Annotated in this window: 15 protein-coding genes, 2 tRNA genes and 1 pseudogene; 8 read left to right on the top strand and 10 right to left on the bottom strand. The window is 69.5% G+C overall.

Annotated elements, in window-relative coordinates; translation table 11 throughout:
• Nucleotides 1-280: pseudogene (locus tag DVK07_RS23610) on the top strand (IS6 family transposase); the annotation flags it as partial.
• Here the strand turns inward: DVK07_RS23610 and DVK07_RS10030 are convergent.
• The 7 genes from DVK07_RS10030 to DVK07_RS10005 all read right to left on the bottom strand — a co-directional run bounded on the left by DVK07_RS10030 (nucleotide 277) and on the right by DVK07_RS10005 (nucleotide 5,998).
• Nucleotides 277-1,179, bottom strand: coding sequence for an alpha/beta hydrolase (locus DVK07_RS10030; RefSeq protein ID WP_121596920.1), 903 nt, complete (start codon nucleotides 1,177-1,179; stop codon nucleotides 277-279). The pseudogene DVK07_RS23610 and the gene DVK07_RS10030 sit on opposite strands and share 4 nt — an antisense overlap.
• On the bottom strand, nucleotides 1,176-2,174 hold the full coding sequence (locus DVK07_RS10025) for a phosphate uptake regulator PhoU (RefSeq protein WP_121596919.1): 999 nt from the start codon (nucleotides 2,172-2,174) through the stop codon (nucleotides 1,176-1,178). The genes DVK07_RS10030 and DVK07_RS10025 overlap by 4 nt, the downstream gene beginning before the upstream one ends.
• A gap of 186 nt (nucleotides 2,175-2,360) precedes the next feature.
• A complete protein-coding gene (locus DVK07_RS10020; protein WP_121596918.1) occupies nucleotides 2,361-3,308 on the bottom strand; it encodes a D-2-hydroxyacid dehydrogenase in 948 nt (315 codons plus the stop codon).
• Nucleotides 3,309-3,446: 138 nt separating this feature from the next.
• Nucleotides 3,447-3,770 carry a hypothetical protein gene (locus DVK07_RS22075; RefSeq protein WP_147441090.1) on the bottom strand — a complete coding sequence of 108 codons (324 nt, stop codon included), beginning with the start codon at nucleotides 3,768-3,770 and terminating at the stop codon, nucleotides 3,447-3,449.
• 108 nt (nucleotides 3,771-3,878) lie between these two features.
• Entirely contained in the window at nucleotides 3,879-5,090 is a 1,212-nt protein-coding gene (locus tag DVK07_RS10015) for a cystathionine gamma-synthase (protein ID WP_121596917.1), read from the bottom strand.
• A 128-nt stretch (nucleotides 5,091-5,218) separates the two neighbouring features.
• Nucleotides 5,219-5,327, bottom strand: a tRNA-Glu gene (locus tag DVK07_RS10010).
• A 104-nt stretch (nucleotides 5,328-5,431) separates the two neighbouring features.
• The gene (locus DVK07_RS10005; protein WP_121596916.1) at nucleotides 5,432-5,998 is read right to left on the bottom strand and encodes a peptidylprolyl isomerase; all 567 of its coding nucleotides are present in this window, start codon (nucleotides 5,996-5,998) and stop codon (nucleotides 5,432-5,434) included.
• A gap of 111 nt (nucleotides 5,999-6,109) precedes the next feature.
• Here DVK07_RS10005 and DVK07_RS10000 point away from each other — a divergent pair, with 111 nt between their 5' ends.
• Nucleotides 6,110-6,625, top strand: a complete 516-nt coding sequence (locus DVK07_RS10000; protein ID WP_121596915.1) for a universal stress protein — start codon at nucleotides 6,110-6,112, stop codon at nucleotides 6,623-6,625.
• Complete coding sequence (gene truA, locus DVK07_RS09995) at nucleotides 6,622-7,539, top strand: tRNA pseudouridine(38-40) synthase TruA (protein ID WP_121596914.1); 918 nt, start codon at nucleotides 6,622-6,624, stop codon at nucleotides 7,537-7,539. Before DVK07_RS10000 ends, truA begins: the two co-directional genes overlap by 4 nt.
• Nucleotides 7,540-7,587: 48 nt before the next feature.
• Here truA and DVK07_RS09990 read toward each other — a convergent pair whose 3' ends face one another.
• Nucleotides 7,588-8,121, bottom strand: coding sequence for an Rrf2 family transcriptional regulator (locus DVK07_RS09990; protein ID WP_121596913.1), 534 nt, complete (start codon nucleotides 8,119-8,121; stop codon nucleotides 7,588-7,590).
• Nucleotides 8,122-8,547: 426 nt separating this feature from the next.
• On the opposite strand from DVK07_RS09990, the gene nadE reads away from it, so the two are divergent.
• Nucleotides 8,548-9,522 carry an NAD(+) synthase gene (nadE, locus tag DVK07_RS09985; RefSeq protein ID WP_121596912.1) on the top strand — a complete coding sequence of 325 codons (975 nt, stop codon included), beginning with the start codon at nucleotides 8,548-8,550 and terminating at the stop codon, nucleotides 9,520-9,522.
• Nucleotides 9,523-9,570: 48 nt separating this feature from the next.
• Here nadE and DVK07_RS09980 read toward each other — a convergent pair whose 3' ends face one another.
• Nucleotides 9,571-11,007 carry a M28 family metallopeptidase gene (locus DVK07_RS09980; protein ID WP_121596911.1) on the bottom strand — a complete coding sequence of 479 codons (1,437 nt, stop codon included), beginning with the start codon at nucleotides 11,005-11,007 and terminating at the stop codon, nucleotides 9,571-9,573.
• Between the two features lie 105 nt (nucleotides 11,008-11,112).
• On the opposite strand from DVK07_RS09980, the gene DVK07_RS09975 reads away from it, so the two are divergent.
• Nucleotides 11,113-11,183: transfer RNA gene (locus DVK07_RS09975), tRNA-Gly, on the top strand.
• Between the two features lie 301 nt (nucleotides 11,184-11,484).
• On the top strand, nucleotides 11,485-12,573 hold the full coding sequence (locus DVK07_RS09970) for a hypothetical protein (RefSeq protein WP_121596910.1): 1,089 nt from the start codon (nucleotides 11,485-11,487) through the stop codon (nucleotides 12,571-12,573).
• A 29-nt stretch (nucleotides 12,574-12,602) separates the two neighbouring features.
• On the opposite strand, the gene DVK07_RS09965 is transcribed toward DVK07_RS09970, so the two are convergent.
• Complete coding sequence (locus DVK07_RS09965) at nucleotides 12,603-14,051, bottom strand: KaiC domain-containing protein (RefSeq protein ID WP_121596909.1); 1,449 nt, start codon at nucleotides 14,049-14,051, stop codon at nucleotides 12,603-12,605.
• A 146-nt stretch (nucleotides 14,052-14,197) separates the two neighbouring features.
• Here DVK07_RS09965 and DVK07_RS09960 point away from each other — a divergent pair, with 146 nt between their 5' ends.
• Together DVK07_RS09960 and DVK07_RS09955 are read left to right on the top strand one after the other, a co-directional pair.
• On the top strand, nucleotides 14,198-15,025 hold the full coding sequence (locus DVK07_RS09960; protein WP_121596908.1) for an NAD(+)/NADH kinase: 828 nt from the start codon (nucleotides 14,198-14,200) through the stop codon (nucleotides 15,023-15,025).
• A 76-nt stretch (nucleotides 15,026-15,101) separates the two neighbouring features.
• Nucleotides 15,102-15,791, top strand: coding sequence for a VTT domain-containing protein (locus tag DVK07_RS09955; RefSeq protein ID WP_121596907.1), 690 nt, complete (start codon nucleotides 15,102-15,104; stop codon nucleotides 15,789-15,791).
• Nucleotides 15,792-16,083: the final 292 nt, after the last annotated feature.

Genomic DNA, 16,083 nt, shown 5'->3' with positions numbered 1-16,083 from the left:
GACAACACGATGGTTTCTGACCGAGCTACACCGGCGTTATCAGCTGAACAACGTCGAATTTCTCGTCGATGACGCAGACTATCTCGGATCAGTTCTCGCTGAAGACGGCTATCGATTTCAAGTCATTCAACATGGAAATCGGAATGCCATCGAACGTGTCTTTTGGGAAATAGAACGACGAACATCATCGTTTGCGAATAGTTTTAGCAATGTCGCGCTAGAGACAGCTCAAAACTGGCTCGAAGCCTTCGCCGTCTACCACAATTCACGCCAAACTTAACGCGACCCCGGCAACGACGGACGCGGTGGTGCGGACGCCCGCCGAGCGGTGGTGCGGACTCCCTCCGAGCCGCGGTCCGAAACCGCTCGCGACCGTTGCTCACGGGTCACCGCGCCCCGTTCCGAGAGCCACCGTCCGGTCGCGTTCCCGACCGCTCGCCGGCTGGCGTCCGGCGACAGCGACGCGGGATCGTCGCCGGGCTGTGGTCCGTACGCCCCGAATCCGGCGTGGTTGACGCCGTCGAGTTCGACGACCCGAGCGTCCGCCGGCAGGTTCGACCGAGACGCGCGCTCGCGCTCGGCGTCGATCACCCCGTCGGCGCCGCCCAAGACCGAGAGCGCGTCGAGGCCGCTCTCGGAGACGTCGCGGTCGCAGTACGCGGCGTGGAGGACGAGCGCGTCGTACGCCTCGGCGTTTCCGGCCGCGTGTCGGCAGGCCATGGCGCCGCCGAGCGAGTGGCCGCCGACCGCCCACGCGTCCACCTCGGGATAGCGTTCGCGGACGCGCTCGGCGCGGTCCGGCGCGAGGACGGCCAGGTTGAGGGGGGCGTCCACCACGACGACGAGCGCGTCGCGATCGGACGCCGCCACGATCTCGGCGGCGGTGGGAACGTAGCTCTCGTGGGCCACCCGCCCTCCCGGATAGTAGACGAGCCCGACGGTCGACGACGTAACCGGCCCGTCGCGGACCGCGGTCCCGACCGCCGTCCGATCGACGGAGACGTTCGGGTCGGCCTCGACCGCCGCGACCGCGTCCGCGTCCGGCCCCAGTCCGGCGGCGAAGTACGCGGCGCCGCCGGCGACGACGAGCGCGACGAGGAGGACGACCGCACCTCCGGCGAACGCGAGCGTCCGGAGCTCGGGCAGTCGGCGCGCTATTGCGTCGAGGACGCTCCTCACGGCGTCGGCGCGGCCTTCTGGAGCGCGGTCTCGGCGATGTTGCCGCCGTAGTCGGCGGACCGGAGGACCGAGTCGACGACGAGTCCCAGCAGCTGCGCGCGCGTCGGATCGAGATCACGGAGGAGCTCGTCGATGGCGCGCACCCGCTCGTCGATCGCCCTGACCATCGTCCGCGCCTCGTTGGCCCGTCGGGTCGCCTCGTCGGTGTCGTCGTCGAACAGCGCGTCCATTGCCGCGTCGATCACGTCGACCGCGTCGCCGTGGAGATCGCTCACCGCGTCGACGACCTCGTCGGGAAGGGGCTCGTCGATGTTCAGCGTCAGGTGTGCGATCTTCGTCGCGTGGTCGCCGATCCGCTCTAACTGCCGGGCGCTGGAGTGGTAGTCGAAACACTCCTCGCGCGGGAGCCCGAGCTCCTCGGCGGCCTTCGGCGTCCGCAGCGTGGCGCGGAAGATCCGCGAGACGACGAGCCACAGCCGGTCGAGGTCGTCGTCGCGGCCGATCACGTCGCGCGCGAGGTCGTGGTCGCGCTCCGCGAGCGCGGTGATCGCGTCCTCGAGCATCGACAGCGAGATCAGCCGCATCCGCGTGACCGCGTTGTGGATCGAAAGCTCCGAGGAGTCGAGGAGGTCCTGGACGACGACGCGGTCGCGCGTCTCTTCTAACACCTCCAGCCCGACGAGGCTCTGGACCGCGTCGCGGATCGTCGACCGCTGCTCGGTGGTGATCTCCGCGGCCTCCAGTTCGATGACGTCGAAGCCGCTGACGTACATCGTCGTCACCGCGCGCTGGAGGGCCTGTCCCGTCAGGTCGGCGATGTCCAGCGTCCCTCGCGTCCGCTCTTCGTCGGACCGCGGCGTGAGGAACAGGGAGTCGCCGTCCGGGTGGAACTCGATCTCCGTCCCGGCCTCGACGTCGTTGTCGGTCGCCCACGTCTTCGGAATCGAGACCGTGTACGTCGAACCGCCGGTGACCTGGACCTTCCGCGTTTCCATGGTTCGCCCTCCGGAGCGGAACACCTTAATCTTGATCAAAATATATACCTGCGTTCGGGAGTAGGGGTTCTTCTGTCAACGACGATCTCCATCGTCGCTCTAAGCACCGTCTGGAACGGTATTAACGGAGAAATATTGATATATAGGGATATATATTTGAGGCAGATTCGATCCGTCGCGGTCGGCTCAGACCACTCGGTTGCGGAGCTCGTCGCCGGCGTCCAGCCGCGAGACGTTGTCGGCGAGGATGTCCGCGACGCGCTCGTAGTACTCGGGCGTGTGGCCGGCGTTGTGCGGCGTGATAGTCGCGTTCGACAGTCCCCACAGCGGGTGGTCCTCGGGGAGGGGCTCCGGGTCCGTGACGTCCAGCGCCGCGCCGCGGATGCGGTTGTTCCGGAGCTCCGTCACTAAGGCGTCGGTGTCGACGACCGGCCCGCGCGCGATGTTGACGAGGACGGCGTCGGGCCGCATCGTCCGGAGCGCGTCGGCGTCGACGAGCCCCCGCGTCGTCTCGGTGAGCGGACACGCCAGCACGACGTACTCGGCGTCGGTGACGGCCTCGTGGAACTCGTCGAACCCGTACACCTCGTCGGTCGGACCGCCCTTCTCGGGGGAGTAGCGCACGCCGACCGTGTCGACGTCGAACGACGCCAGCCGGTCGACGACCGCCTGCCCGATGGCGCCGAGCCCCACCACGGCGACGGTCGAGCCGTACACCTCCGTGGTCTCGTAGGTGCGCCACTCGCGGCGGGACTGCTGACGGTACGCTCGGTGGAACTGTCGCGCGTGCGCGATCATCGACCCGACGACGTGCTCGGCGATGTTCGGCCCGTGGACGCCCGAGGCGTTCGTCACGGCGACCCCGTGGTCGGCGAGCAGGTCGCGCGGCAGGTGGCCCGTCCCCGCGAACACGCACGCGAATAGCTCCAAGTTCTCCGCGGCGCCGAGCAGCTCCTCGTCGACGTTGAGCCCGACCGCGACCCGCGCGTTCCGGATCAGCTCGCGCTCCTCCGCGGGGGTTCGCGCCCGCGCCACCTCGGCGTCCGGGAGTCGCTCGCGGATCGCCGCCGCCAGTTCGTCGGGCCCCAGTCCGTGGATCGTCTGGCGAAGCACCAAGACGTCTGGATCGCTCATGGAGGCAGTCTCGCCGGGATCGGTAAAAATGGTTTCAGTCCACGGACGGGCCCGTTTCGTCGGTGAGTCTTCGAAACTCGATATCGTTTATAAATGGTCTCGCATTTCAGAAACGGCTGGAACCGCGGTGAAGTCCGCTTAGACCGTTTCCACCTCACAGGAGATCTCTACCTGAACCGCCGATGGAAAGTTATTTGACACGAGCAATCCGTACTCGCCGCCGGATAATCGCTTCGCGTTTTGTACCCACGAAACGTTCTCGTTCGTCGCGTCGCTAAACGATTTGAAATTGTTACCGTTTTCGACGTGACGGAGTTCCGATTGCTCGAGGACGTAGACACTAACGCCGGGGCCTTGCCGGACCGTCACCTCGTATTCAACTCTGTGTACTTGGTCGGCCTCCCACGAGGTGGTTACCTTACCGCCGGGAACGATCGACCGCGTCCAGTTGCGTGCCGACATGATCTATCGAGACGGTGTTGTGTTGACATTCTGCTTAGTAATAACGGTGAGGGACAGCCGAAACAGGTGAATTCAGTCCGAACGGGGGGTCCCAAGACGACGATACCCTTACGAGAGCGCGGCGTCGAACGCCGCCTGAAGGTCCGCCTTCATGTCGTCGACGTGTTCGATTCCGACCGACACCCGGATCAGCCCGTCGGTGAGGCCGGCCGCGAGCCGCTCCTCGCGGGGGATCGCGGCGTGGGTCATCGCGGCCGGCTGCTCGATCAGGCTCTCGACGCCGCCGAGCGACTCCGCGAGCGTGAACACCTCGGTCTCGCTCACGACGGTCGAGGCCTCCTCGAGGGTGCCGTCGAGCTCGAAGGAGAGCATGCCGCCGAAGTCGTCCATCTGTTCGGCCGCCAGCTCGTGGTCCGGGTGCGACTCCAGCCCGGGGTAGTAGACGCGCTCGACCGCGTCGTGGCCCTCCAGCCACTCGGCGAGCGCCATCGCGTTCTCGCAGTGGCGGTCCATCCGCACCGGGAGCGTCTTCGTTCCGCGGAGGACGAGGAACGCGTCGAACGGGCCGGGCGTCGCGCCGACGGAGTTCTGGTAGAAGCCGAGCCGCTCGTCCAACTCCTCGTCGTCGACGATCAGGGCGCCGCCGATGGTGTCGGAGTGGCCGCCGAGGTACTTCGTCAGCGACTGGGAGACGATGTCCGCGCCGTGTTCGAGCGGCCGCTGGAGGTACGGCGTCGCGAACGTGTTGTCGACCGCGCAGAGCGCGTCGTTCGCGTGGGCGACGTCGGCGAGCGCGCCGATGTCGTTGACGTTCATCAGGGGGTTCGTCGGCGTCTCGACCCACACCAGTTCCGTCTCCTCGCGCATCGCGTCCCGGACCGCGTCGTGGTCCGTCGTGTCGACGAACGTCGTGTCGATGTCGTACTCGTCGTACACCTGCGTGAGGATCCGGTGCGTCCCGCCGTACACGTCGTCGCCCGCGACGACGTGGTCGCCCGCCGAGAGGAGGTTGAGGACGGTGTTGATCGCGCCCATGCCGGAGGAGAAACAGCGCGCGTGGCTGCCCGACTCCAGCGAGGCGAGGTTCGCTTCGAGGTCGCTGCGCGTCGGGTTCCCCGTGCGGCTGTACTCGTAGCCGCGGTGCTCGCCGGGCGCGTCCTGCTCGTACGTCGAGTTCGCGTGAATCGGCGTCATCAACGCGCCCGTCTCCGGGTCCGGCTCTTGGCCGGCGTGGATCGCGCGGGTCTCGAAGCGGCGGTCGTCGTCGCCGTTGTCACCGGCGGTGTCGTCGCCGTCGCGCTCGTCGGGTCGGTCGCTCATACCCGACGCTCCGTCACCGACGGCCGTGATTCTTCCCCTTCGTACCGACCGGAGAACGGAACGGACTGAACAGAGAACGGAACGGACGACCGGAGAACGAGACGCGTCGCTCGCGGTGTGAGAGTGGATGCTCGGTCAGGGATTTGAACCCTGGTCGTCGGCTGACTTCCGAACCGGCGCCGAGGCGCCGCGTCCGCCGAAAGGCCAACATGATTGGCCGGACTACACCAACCGAGCGCGAACGGTGCTTACGTCGGGGATAATTTAACTCTTCTCAAGTCCCCCCGGCGTGGGAAGGGAGCCCACGCGATCGAGGTCGCGGTGAGGCCCGGAGTTCGAGGTTACTCGTCGACGTCGACTTTCTCGATCTCGACGGCCTCGCGGGGGTCGTCGTTGCGGCCGGTCGGCACCCCGCCGATCTCCTCGACGGTGTCCATCCCGTCGATCACTTGCCCGAAGACGGCGTGTTTGCCGTCGAGGTGCGGGGTCGCGTCCAGCGTGATGAAGAACTGCGAGCCGTTCGTGTTCGGGCCGGAGTTCGCCATCGAGAGGATTCCGGGGCCGTCGTGGGTGAGGTCGTCGTGGAACTCGTCGTCGAACTGGTAGCCGGGGCCGCCGCGGCCGTTCTCCATCGGGTCGCCGCCCTGGATCATGAAGTCGTCGATGACGCGGTGGAAGACGATCCCCTCGTACAGCGAGTCGCCGCGGACCTCGCCGGTCTTGGGATCCTCCCACGTGTTCGTCTCCGGCGCGGGCTCCGCGTCGGCGGCGGGGTCGTGGCGCGCTAAGCCGAGGAAGTTCTCGACCGTCTTCGGCGCGCGGTCGGCGAACAGCTCGACGACGATGTCGCCGTGGTTGGTCTGGAGCGTCACCTGCGGGTTGTCGGGGTTAGACACGTCGCGTCCCATACCGACCGGGACGGCCGCCCGCCGGAAAACCCTGCCCATCCGGTTCTCCGCGACCTGCGAACCGGCGCGCACGCCGACAGGACTTTGCGGGTGGGCGTTCCGTCACCACGCATGTACGACGACATCCTCCTGCCCGTCGCGCCCGGCGGCGAGGCGAACGACGCGATCCCGCACGCGGCCAGCCTCGCCGAGCGGTACGACGCGACGGTCCACGTCCTCTCGGCCGCCGACACCGCAGTCGACACGCTCGCCGGCCCGCGGACCGGCGTGTTCTCCGACCGGCTCGCGGAGGCGGCCGAGGAACGGGTGGAGACGGTGACCGCCGAGCTGGAGGCGAACGGCGTCGAGGCGGTCGGCAGCGTCGTCCGCGGTGACCCGCTGGAGGTCATCGAGAACGCGATCGACGACGGCGCCGACATCGTCGTCATGCCGAGCCACACCCGACGGGGGATCCGCCGGCTCCTCCTCGGGAGCGTCACCGAGAAGGTCGTCCGCGTCGCGTCGGTGCCGGTGGTGACCGTCCCGATGGCCGACCCCGAAGAGGCCGAGAAAGAGACGGGGGCGACCGATACGGACGAGGACGTGAGCGACGCGACGGGCGGCGGCGACGCGTCCGACGCCCAGTGACGGGCGAGTCGAGCGGCCGGGAGACGGTTACCCGCGCCTTCCGGGTCGCGTACGACGGCCGGGAGTACGCCGGCTTCCAGCGCCAGCCGCACGCCCGCACGGTCGCGGACGCGCTCCTCGAAGCGCTCGCGGAACACGGCCTCGTCGAGCGCGGCGACGGGTCGACCCACGCCACGCCGCCCGGCTACGCCGCGGCGGGCCGGACCGACGCCGGCGTCTCCGCGGTGGCACAGACCGTCGCATTCGAGGCGCCGACGTGGCTTACGCCGCGCGCGTTCAACGGTCACCTGCCGGGGTCGGTCCGCGTGTGGGCCGCGGCCGACGTCGCGGACGACTTCCACGCGACGCACGACGCGGTCCGGCGGACGTACCGGTACCACCTCCACGCGCCCGAATCGGGCGCCGGTTCCGGCTCGGACCGCGCGCGGCGAGAGCCGGAACACGCGGTCGACGACGACCGCTTCCGGGCGGCGCTCGCGCGGTTCGACGGCGAACACGACTTCCACAACCTGACGACCGACGAGACGGGAACGGTCCGCGACCTCGACGCGGGCGCGACCCGCGAGGGCGACACGCTCGTCGTCGAGCTCTCGGCGGGCGGCTTTCCGCGCGCGCTCGTCCGGCGGGTCGTCGCCGCCGCTCGCGCCGTCGGTCGCGGAACCGCCGACCTCGCGTGGATCGACCGACTGCTCGCCGCCGAGCCGGTCTCGGGACAGCGCGGCGTCGGTCCCGCGCCGCCGGAGCCGCTCGTGCTCTGGGACGTGACCTACCCCGACGCGTCGTTCACCGTCGATCGCGAGGCCGCGGAGAGCGCGCGCGTCGCCTTCGGCGAGCGACACCGGGACGCGCGTCACGCCGCGGCCGCGACCGATGCGGTCCGCGATCGGCTGTTCTCGGCGATCGAGAGGGAGTGAATCGGGCTTCCTGACGGCCGCGGCTCAGGTCCCCGCTCAGGCCGCTATTCAGGCGGCCGATCCCCCCGTCGGCGTCTCCATGCCGTCGACGCGGACCAGGAGGCTGTTGCCGTCGACGTTCGTCGCGTCGACGACGCCGGAGAGCCGCAGTCCGGTGGCGGGCGTCGGCCCGACGGTCACGTGATCGCCCGCGTCGAAGGGACCCACTGGGCCGCGGATCACGAGCTCGGCGCGACACAGCTCGGGGTTCGCGACGCTCGACAGGTCGATCTCCGCGACGGTGACGTCCTCGACGGGGTCGCCCTCGCGCTCGACCGGCGTCGTCGCGGCGTCCTCCAGGCGCTCGATGCCGAGCGTGTCGTACGCCTCGTCGGTCGGGATGTAGCCGCCGTCCGGCCCGGCGACGCCCTTCACGAGACCGAGCGTGCTGAGGCTCCCCATGCGGTTCCGCACCGTCCCCGGGTTGCGGTCGATCGCGTCCGCGATCTCGCGGCCCTGTACCGGCGCCTCCCGGCCCTCGGAGAGGTTCACGAGCGCGGTGAGCACGCGTTCCTGACTCGAACTCAGCTGAATCCGTGACATGGACGAATCGAACCGGATTCAACTAATAAATGTTTGTGTATAACCACATTATATGCTTAGAACGATTGTTGTGTGGCCAATTCCTCTCTAAACGTACTCTAATTGGGCGTGATATTCCGACAAACCGGGTATTCCTCTATTCAGCGGTGTCAAGGTTTGGTATCTCCGGTTATTTTGAGTATAATTATACATACATCGTCCTACACGAGTGGCTCTACTCTACTCAGCCATAACAGTACCAATTCCTTATACGATCCACACCGCAAGTATTTACCAGCGCAAGCGGAAGCGGCGGCCGACTGATGACGATCCAACGCGACGCTCGCGAACGCCCGCAGAGACGCACCCGCGCTCCCTCACGAGCCGTCGACGGACCCCCGCACCGGAGAACGGGGCGGACGGGGCGGACGGCACACGGAGAGAGAGATGGCTGACCGCGAGTCGGCGTTCGACTCGGACGAGGCCGCCGCCGAGCGTTCGGCGGGAGCTGCGGTGTCGAACCACGATCGAGACGCCGCCAGTTCTCACCCCCTTCCCGTCTCGCTGCTCCCGGACCGGGATCCCGCTGTCGAACGCGACCGAATCCGGTCGTTCGTCGCCGATCGGGTCGGCGCCGCGGGCGCGGACGGCGTGGTCGTGAACATGAGCGGCGGGCTCGACTCGACGGTGACGGCCGCGCTCGCGGTCGAAGCGCTCGGCGCCGACCGCGTGTACGGGCTGATTCTCCCGTGTAACAAGATCGGCGCGCCGCACGCCCGCGACGCCGAGGCGCTCGCCGAGGCGCTGGGGATCGACCACGACACGGTCCACCTCCAGCCCCTGTTCGCGCAGTTCGGCGCGGTCGCCCCCGACCGCTTCGACCTCCACGACGAGCCGGTCCGGTCCGGCAACGCGGTCGCGCGCCTCCGGATGGCCGTCGCCTACCTCGCCGCCAACGCGACGAACCGCCTCGTCTGCGGCACCGCGAACCGGAGCGAACTCCTCTTAGGCTACCTGACGAAACACGGCGACGGCGCGGCCGACCTGTTCCCGCTGGGCGGCCTCTACAAGACGGACGTCCGGGGGCTCGCGACCGAGCTCGACGTGCCGGAGTTCGTCGTCGAGAAGCCCCCGACAGCGGGGTTCCTGCCGGGGCAGCGCGACGCGGACGACCTCGGCGCCCCCTACGAGGTCGTCGACCCCGTCCTCCACCTCGGCGTCGACCGCGGGCTCGACCCGGAGTCGGTCGTCGAGCGGATCAGGGGAGCGGTCGTCGCCGGCGACCTCGACGCGCCCGATCCCATGGACGGAGACGACGACCTCGACGTCGACCGCGAACTCGTCGCGGACCTGCTCGGCCGTCACCGCGCGACGGCGCACAAGCGGCTCCCGCCACCGACGCCGGACGCGGACGTGGAGTGACCGGGCGGGCGGTCGATCCGCCCTGCGGCCGCTCCGCGACCGCCCCGCTCAGTCCCAGTCGGCCGGCCAGAGGCCGGCGGCGCGCATCCCCGTCTCGAAGTCGGCCTCGCGGAACGCGGCCGCGAGCTCGTCGCGGTCCAGCCGCGGCAGGTCGCGCTCGGGCACCGCGAACTCGGCGACGAGCAGGGCGGTCAGCATCGCGTGCTCGCGGACGTTCCGGTCGTCGACCTTGTCGCGGGTGTCCGCGTGGGTGTGGCCCCACCCCCGCCCGCGGTCGCCCGAGTCGCTGTGGAGCTGGAGCGCCGGCACGCCGCGGCGCACGAACGGCCACTGGTCGGAGAACGGGTGCGGCTGCGCGTCCACCTCGATCGGCTGGCGCGTCGCGGACGACACGACCTCCGCGACCGACGCGGCCGCCGTCGAGGCGTGCGCGAGCGCGACCAGATCGCGGAACCGCCCCGCGCCGTCGACGTTGACCACGCCCTTCACGCGGTCGAGGTCCAGCCGGTCTGCGAGGTGTTCCGCGCCGAGGAGCCCGACCTCCTCCGCCCCGACCGCGACGACGTCGACGCCGATCGGGAGGTCGGCGTCCGCGAGGACTCCGGCCGCGGTCGCGATCGTCGCGATCCCGCAGCCGTTGTCGAGCGCCCCCTCCGCGATGTCGTGGGCGTCGTAGTGGGCGAGCAGGAGGACTCGCTCGTCGGTGTCCGGTCCGACGCTGCCGATCACGTTGCGGCTCTCGCCCGGCGTCGTCGACGCCTCGACCGACAGTTCAGCCTGTGCGACCGGTTCGGAGTCCGGACTGGTTGAATCGCCCCCAACCGCGTACTCGCGGAGCCACGCGCCGGTCTCCTTCGAGACGCCGACCGCGACCGCCTCGGCCTCCTCGCCGAACGTGAGCGACCCCGTGGGCGGAAGCTGCCCGTCGAGGTGGTTGACGAACACGAACCCGACCGCGCCGGCGTCGATCGCGTAGCCGAACTTCTCCATGCGGTGGACGAACCGCCCGCCCTCGGGGGTGGTCGTCGAGGCGACCGCGATCCGCCCCTCCACGTCGCGCTCGTCGATCTCTCTCGGGGTGCCGTACCCCACGTCGACGAGCTCGCCCGCGACGCTCCCCGCCGGCGAGTACGGGAGCGCGAGCGCCTCGAACGAGCGCGTGGTCGGCTCGCCGTCGCGGCCGGAAACGGTCACGTCGAGCGACGCGGACCCGCGCTCCCAGGCCGGGAGGTCGAACGGCTCCGTGCGCACGTCCGCGAGCCCGGCGCGCTCGAAGGCGTCCGCGACGAGTCCGGCGGCGCGGCGCTCGCCCTCGCCCCCGGCCATGCGGCTCCCGATCGCCGTGAGGTCGGTGATAAAGCGCCACGGCTCGTCGTCGGTCCAAGTCGCGCCGAGCGCGGGCGCGAGGTCGTCGGCGCGCTCTCGCACGCGGTCGACCGCCGCGGTCCGGTCCGCTCGCGCACCGTCTGCTGCGTCGTCGGTCATGAGCGTGCCTCCGTCGGTGACGGCTTAAGGGTGTGGCTCTCGGCATCTCGTGGCCGTCCGATGAAACGCTACGTTCAAGTGGGACGGTCGGGTATCTCGATTCGAGCACCGTTGGTCCAGTGGTAGGACATTAGCTTCCCAAGCTAATAGCCCGGGTTCAATTCCCGGACGGTGCATTTTCTACCTGACTCCGTCAGGTAGCGTCCGCTTCACGCTGTTCAGCGAACTCTCGAACGTAGTGAAAGAAATCACCGGACGGAATTGAACCCTATCAGTCGCGCGCAGCGAGCGGTGCGAGGTGCGAGCGAAGCGAGCGCCTCGGGAAGCGAGCAGCGAAGCCGCGAGCACCGAGCGAGCACGTCTGATTCAGGTTCAGTTCCCGGACGGTGTATCTCTGCGACGATCAGCTCGCGAGCGCCGATGCTCGCCGAAGACGGAGGACCCACTCTTATACTGTCTGGATGGTGACCGGACGCTATGGCAGACGTACAGCGATATCGGGACCGACTGCTGATCGAAATCATCGCCGAGAAGCTCGGTTTCGGGCGGCTATCGGACGCGCTCACCGGCGGAGACGTCTATCCGCCGTATCTGCTCGTCGCGGTCGGACTGTTCGTCGAGTACGGGCTGTTCGACGTGTACAACTTCCTCGTGTCGGGGAAAAGCTCCTTTTTCGTACAGCCGAACTCGCTCGCCATCCCCGCGATGACGGTCCTCGGCGTGTTCGGGCTCCGGTACATCCACGAGAGCTACGCCGACGCGATGATCGCGCTCGGTATCGACGACGAACACGTCGACATCGACGCGTCGATGCGGCGGCAGTTCGAGGGGCTCGTCTCCCTCCGGACGCGGACGGCGGCCTACGTCGTCGCCCTCGTCGCCTTCTACGCCTTCGGGGCGTTCGTGCTCGGATTCCCGCGTCTCATCGAAACGGACGGGATCGGCCTCGTCTTGTACGCACAGGCGGTCTCGTTCCCGCTCATCACGATCCCGATCTTGGTTGAGCTCGGGGTGTCCTACGTCGCCGTTCACCTCGCTGTCCCACGCCGGCTCGCCAAGGCGGACTTCGGACTCTTCTACTACGACCCCCGGAACCTCGGTGGGTTCGAACCGGTCGGAGAGCTCCTCAAACGCTCGTATTACATCTATACGGGGGTCCTGCTGTTGTGGTTTCTCCAGACCCACATCCCGGTCATCCTCTCGCAGTACCTCTCGTCGCCGTATCCGGCTCCCGGGCCGGGTTTCCAAGCGGTTCTCTCGGCCGTCTGGTTCGTCGGCGTGCTGACGATCGGGTACTCGATGTACAGGGTCCACGCAATCATGAAGAGCAAAAAGCGAGCGAAGATCCGATCGCTGGAACGGGAGCTTAAGCGGTCGGTGAGCGACCCGTTCGACGCCACGCTCACGGATATTGAGAACAGGGAGCAGTACGAGAACGCACAGGAGACGCTCGCGCACGTCGAAAGCACCGGAACGTATCCGACGACGTTCGCCATGTGGTCGCAGATATTCGTCAGCGTCCTACTTCCGCAGGCGTTGAACTTGGTCGTTCAGCTCCCCGGATAGGTTCGGAGCCGCCCGCGGCCCGCGAGGGCTCAGAAGATGTTCGCCTGGTCGTAGACGGAGATGCCGGTGTCCGTGATGTCGTACGGCTTCGTCTCGCGGGAGTGGTTCGCATCGCGGATCTTCTGGATCTCGACGGCGAGGCGCGTCTCGCGGAAGTCGGAGCCGCGGACGTACTGGAGCACGAACACGGCGTCGGTGAGGTACTCGACGATCCCGTGCCGGGACGCGTACGGCGTCTCCTCGCTCGCCTCGGAGGTGAGAAGCGTCGTGACGCCCGACTCCTTCAGCGAGCGCGTGAACCCGAACACCTCCGAGCGGCGCTTCGCGGGGTGGTCATACATCATCTCCAAGAGGGAGACGGAGTCGAGCACCAGCCGGTCCGCGTCGAACTCGGCGATGAGCCGGACGAGGTCGTTGCGGATCGACGCCAGCGAGTTGGCCATCTCGATGGGGTCGATGGCGACGACCGCGAGGCGGTCCTCCTCGGCGTGCTCGCGGAACGGCCACCCCTTCTCGGTCGCCGTGTCGAGGATCGACTCGCGGGTCTGTTCGAGCGTGATGTAGATCCCCTTCTCGCCCGATTCGAGCGCGTGGTTGAGAAACTGGAGCGCGAACGTCGTCTTCCCGGTGCCGGCCCCGCCGATGACCGACAGCAGCGACCGGCTGGGGACGCCGCCGAGGATCATGTCGTCGAGCCCCTCGACCCCGACGTCGGTCCGCTCGATTTCGGACTCGAACTCGTCCGGGTCGACGTCGAAGTCGGTCGTCCCGTCGGCGTCCGCGTCGCCGCCGAACTCACCGAATCCGAAGTCGTCGTCGCCCCCACCCGCACTCCCGCGGTACCCGCCGAAGGGGTCGCCGCCACCGTCCGCCGCTCCGCCGTCCCCGCCGTCCCCGCCGCCCCCGCCGCCCGATCGACCGCCGGATCCCCCACCGCCCCGACTGCCGCCGAACGGGTCGTCCGCGCCGAACGGGTCCGACCCGCCGCCGTCGCCGCCGGAGTCCGTGCCGACGGCGGTATCGGGGCTGGCGTCGGCCTCCTCCCCGCCGGCGAAGGGGTCGCCTTCGCCGAAGGAGTCGAATCCGGCGTCGGCGTCGACGTCGCCGAACGCGTCCGCCGGAACGCCGTCGCTCGCCGCGTCCTCGCCGTCGAATTCACCGTCGCCGAACTCACCGCCGTCGGACTCGTCGCCCTCCCCGTCGTCGCCGGCGAATGGGTCTCCGTCGCCCGCCTCGGCGCCCGTCTCGTCGTCGGCACCGCCGAACGGATCGGCGAACTCGGCGCCGTCGCTCGCGGCCTCCGTTTCCCCCGCAGGGTCGTCCGCACCGGCTTCCGCGTCGTCCGCGTCGCCATCCGGATCGCCGGACCCGTCCTCCACACCGTCGGAACCGCCCTCCGCACGGCCCACCGGCGGCTCGTCGGACTCCTCGTCGGTCTCCCGGAGCGCGCGTTCGAACCAGTCGTCCTCCTCGCTCATCGTTTCCGCCGCCCGTGGGGGGTCGACATGGACCCAGCAACGCGGCCGAGCGGCTTGAAACTTTCCGGCGAGGTTTCAGATACCGAGAACCCGGCCGGGCGGCCGATGTCCGCACGCTTTTATCCGGGGATCGGGATGGATTCCGCATGGAAGTGGGCATCGTGGCGCGAAAGGGGAGCGAGCGGGCGGCGTCGCTTGCGGCGACCCTCCGTGACGTCGTCGTCGACGCGGGCGAGAGCGTCTGGCTGGACGAGGAGACCGCCGCCGCGCTCGACGCAGGCGACGACGCCCGACCGGTCGACGCGTTCGGCGACTGCGACCTCGTCGTCGCGGTCGGCGGCGACGGGACGTTCCTGTTCGTCGCGCGCAACGCGGGCGACACCCCGATCGTCGGGGTGAACCTCGGCGAGGTCGGGTTCCTCAACGCAGTCCCGCCGACGGACGCCGCGACCGCGCTCCGCGCCGAGATCAGAGCGTTCCGCAGCGGCGGCTTAGACGTCCGCGAGGCCCCGCGGCTCGCGGCCAGCGCCGGCGACTGGACGTCGACGCCGGCCGCGAACGAGGTGGTCGTCCAGGGCGAGCGACGCGGTCCGGGCGGCGGGATCGACTACGAGGTGCGGGTCGACGGCTCTCGGTACGCCGGCGGCCACGCCGACGGGGTCCTCGTGGCCACGCCGACCGGATCGACCGCGTACAACCTCTCCGAGCGCGGCCCGCTGGTCCACCCCGACGTGGGTGGGTTAGTCGTCAACGAGATGGTCGCGGAGGAGGGGATGCCGCCGCTCGTGGTGGACGCCGACGCGACGGTCACCGTCTCTGTCGCGGACGACGCGGGCGCGACGGTCGTCAGCGACGGCCGCGACACCGAGACCCTCGACGGGCCGGTCGAGGTGACCGTCGAGCGCACCGCGCCGCCGATACGGATCGCGGGCCCGCCCTCGGACTTCTTCGAGGCGCTCGGGAAGCTGTCGTGAGCCGGACGCGAACGCATTCGGCTCCCGCTCGACCGCGCCCACAAAGCGTTTACCGGGCGCCCGCGGACTCGGGAGCGTGAATCGCCGGTCGACGCTCGGACGGTACGCGGTCGCAGGCGCCGTCGTCGCCGCGCTGGCGGCGCTCGCGCTCGCGGTCTCCCCCGAGGCGGCGCTCTCGCGGCTCCGGTGGCTCGCGACGGACCCGCTCCGGTTCGGGGTCGCCGTCGTCGCGCTCGCCGCCGTGCGGCCCCTGCTCGCGTGGCCGACGACGCTGCTCGCCGTCGCCGTCGGCTTCGGGTACGGCTGGGTCGGGGCCCCGTTCGCGCTGGCGCTCGTCGTCGGCACCGCGCTCCCGCCGTACGCGCTCGCTCGGGCGGGGCGGCTCAGACTCCGCGACGGCTCCGAGACGGGCGAGGAGCCGGGCATCGCAGACCGGTTCTGTCGGGCCGGGGAGCGCTTCGCGGCGGAGTCGGGCAGCGTGCGCGCCGTGGCCGGGACCCGCCTGCTGCCGCTCCCCTCCGACGCCGTGACGGTCGGGGCCGCGGCCGCGGGCGTCGGGCTCCGACCGCTCCTCCTCGGCACGGCGCTCGGCGAACTGCCGTGGGTCGTCGGCGGGGTCGCGGTCGGCGTCTCGCTCGACCGCCTCGCGGCGAGCGGGTCGCTCGTCGACCCAACCGTACTCGTCGGCATGGCCGCGGTCGGCGCGCTGGTGCTCGCCGGACCGTTCTACCGGACGTTCCTGCGGTCCGACGCGGCGCCGGCCTGACTCGGTACGATATAAAAACGCGGAAACACCGAACGGATCGGAGAAAGCGAAGACCGCCCGAACGCGTCGTCGCGCGGGCGATCGTGCGGGTCGTGTGCCTCTGACGGCGTCGTGTGCCTCTGACGGCGTCGTGTGCCTCTGACGGCGTCGTGTGCCTCGACTCGGGGACCGACCGCAACGGCGCGCGCATTCCCCCGGTCCCCGAATCCCGGGAACCGACCCAGCCCTGACCCCGAAGCCGCGGCGCGGGCCGCGCTCGCTCCGCGCGAGCGACGGGCGCGGCCGCGGCTCC

Origin of the sequence: Halorubrum sp. Atlit-26R (genome assembly GCF_003666015.1) — an archaeon.
Lineage (GTDB): Archaea > Halobacteriota > Halobacteria > Halobacteriales > Haloferacaceae > Halorubrum.
This window is presented reverse-complemented; position numbering and strand designations above follow the sequence as displayed.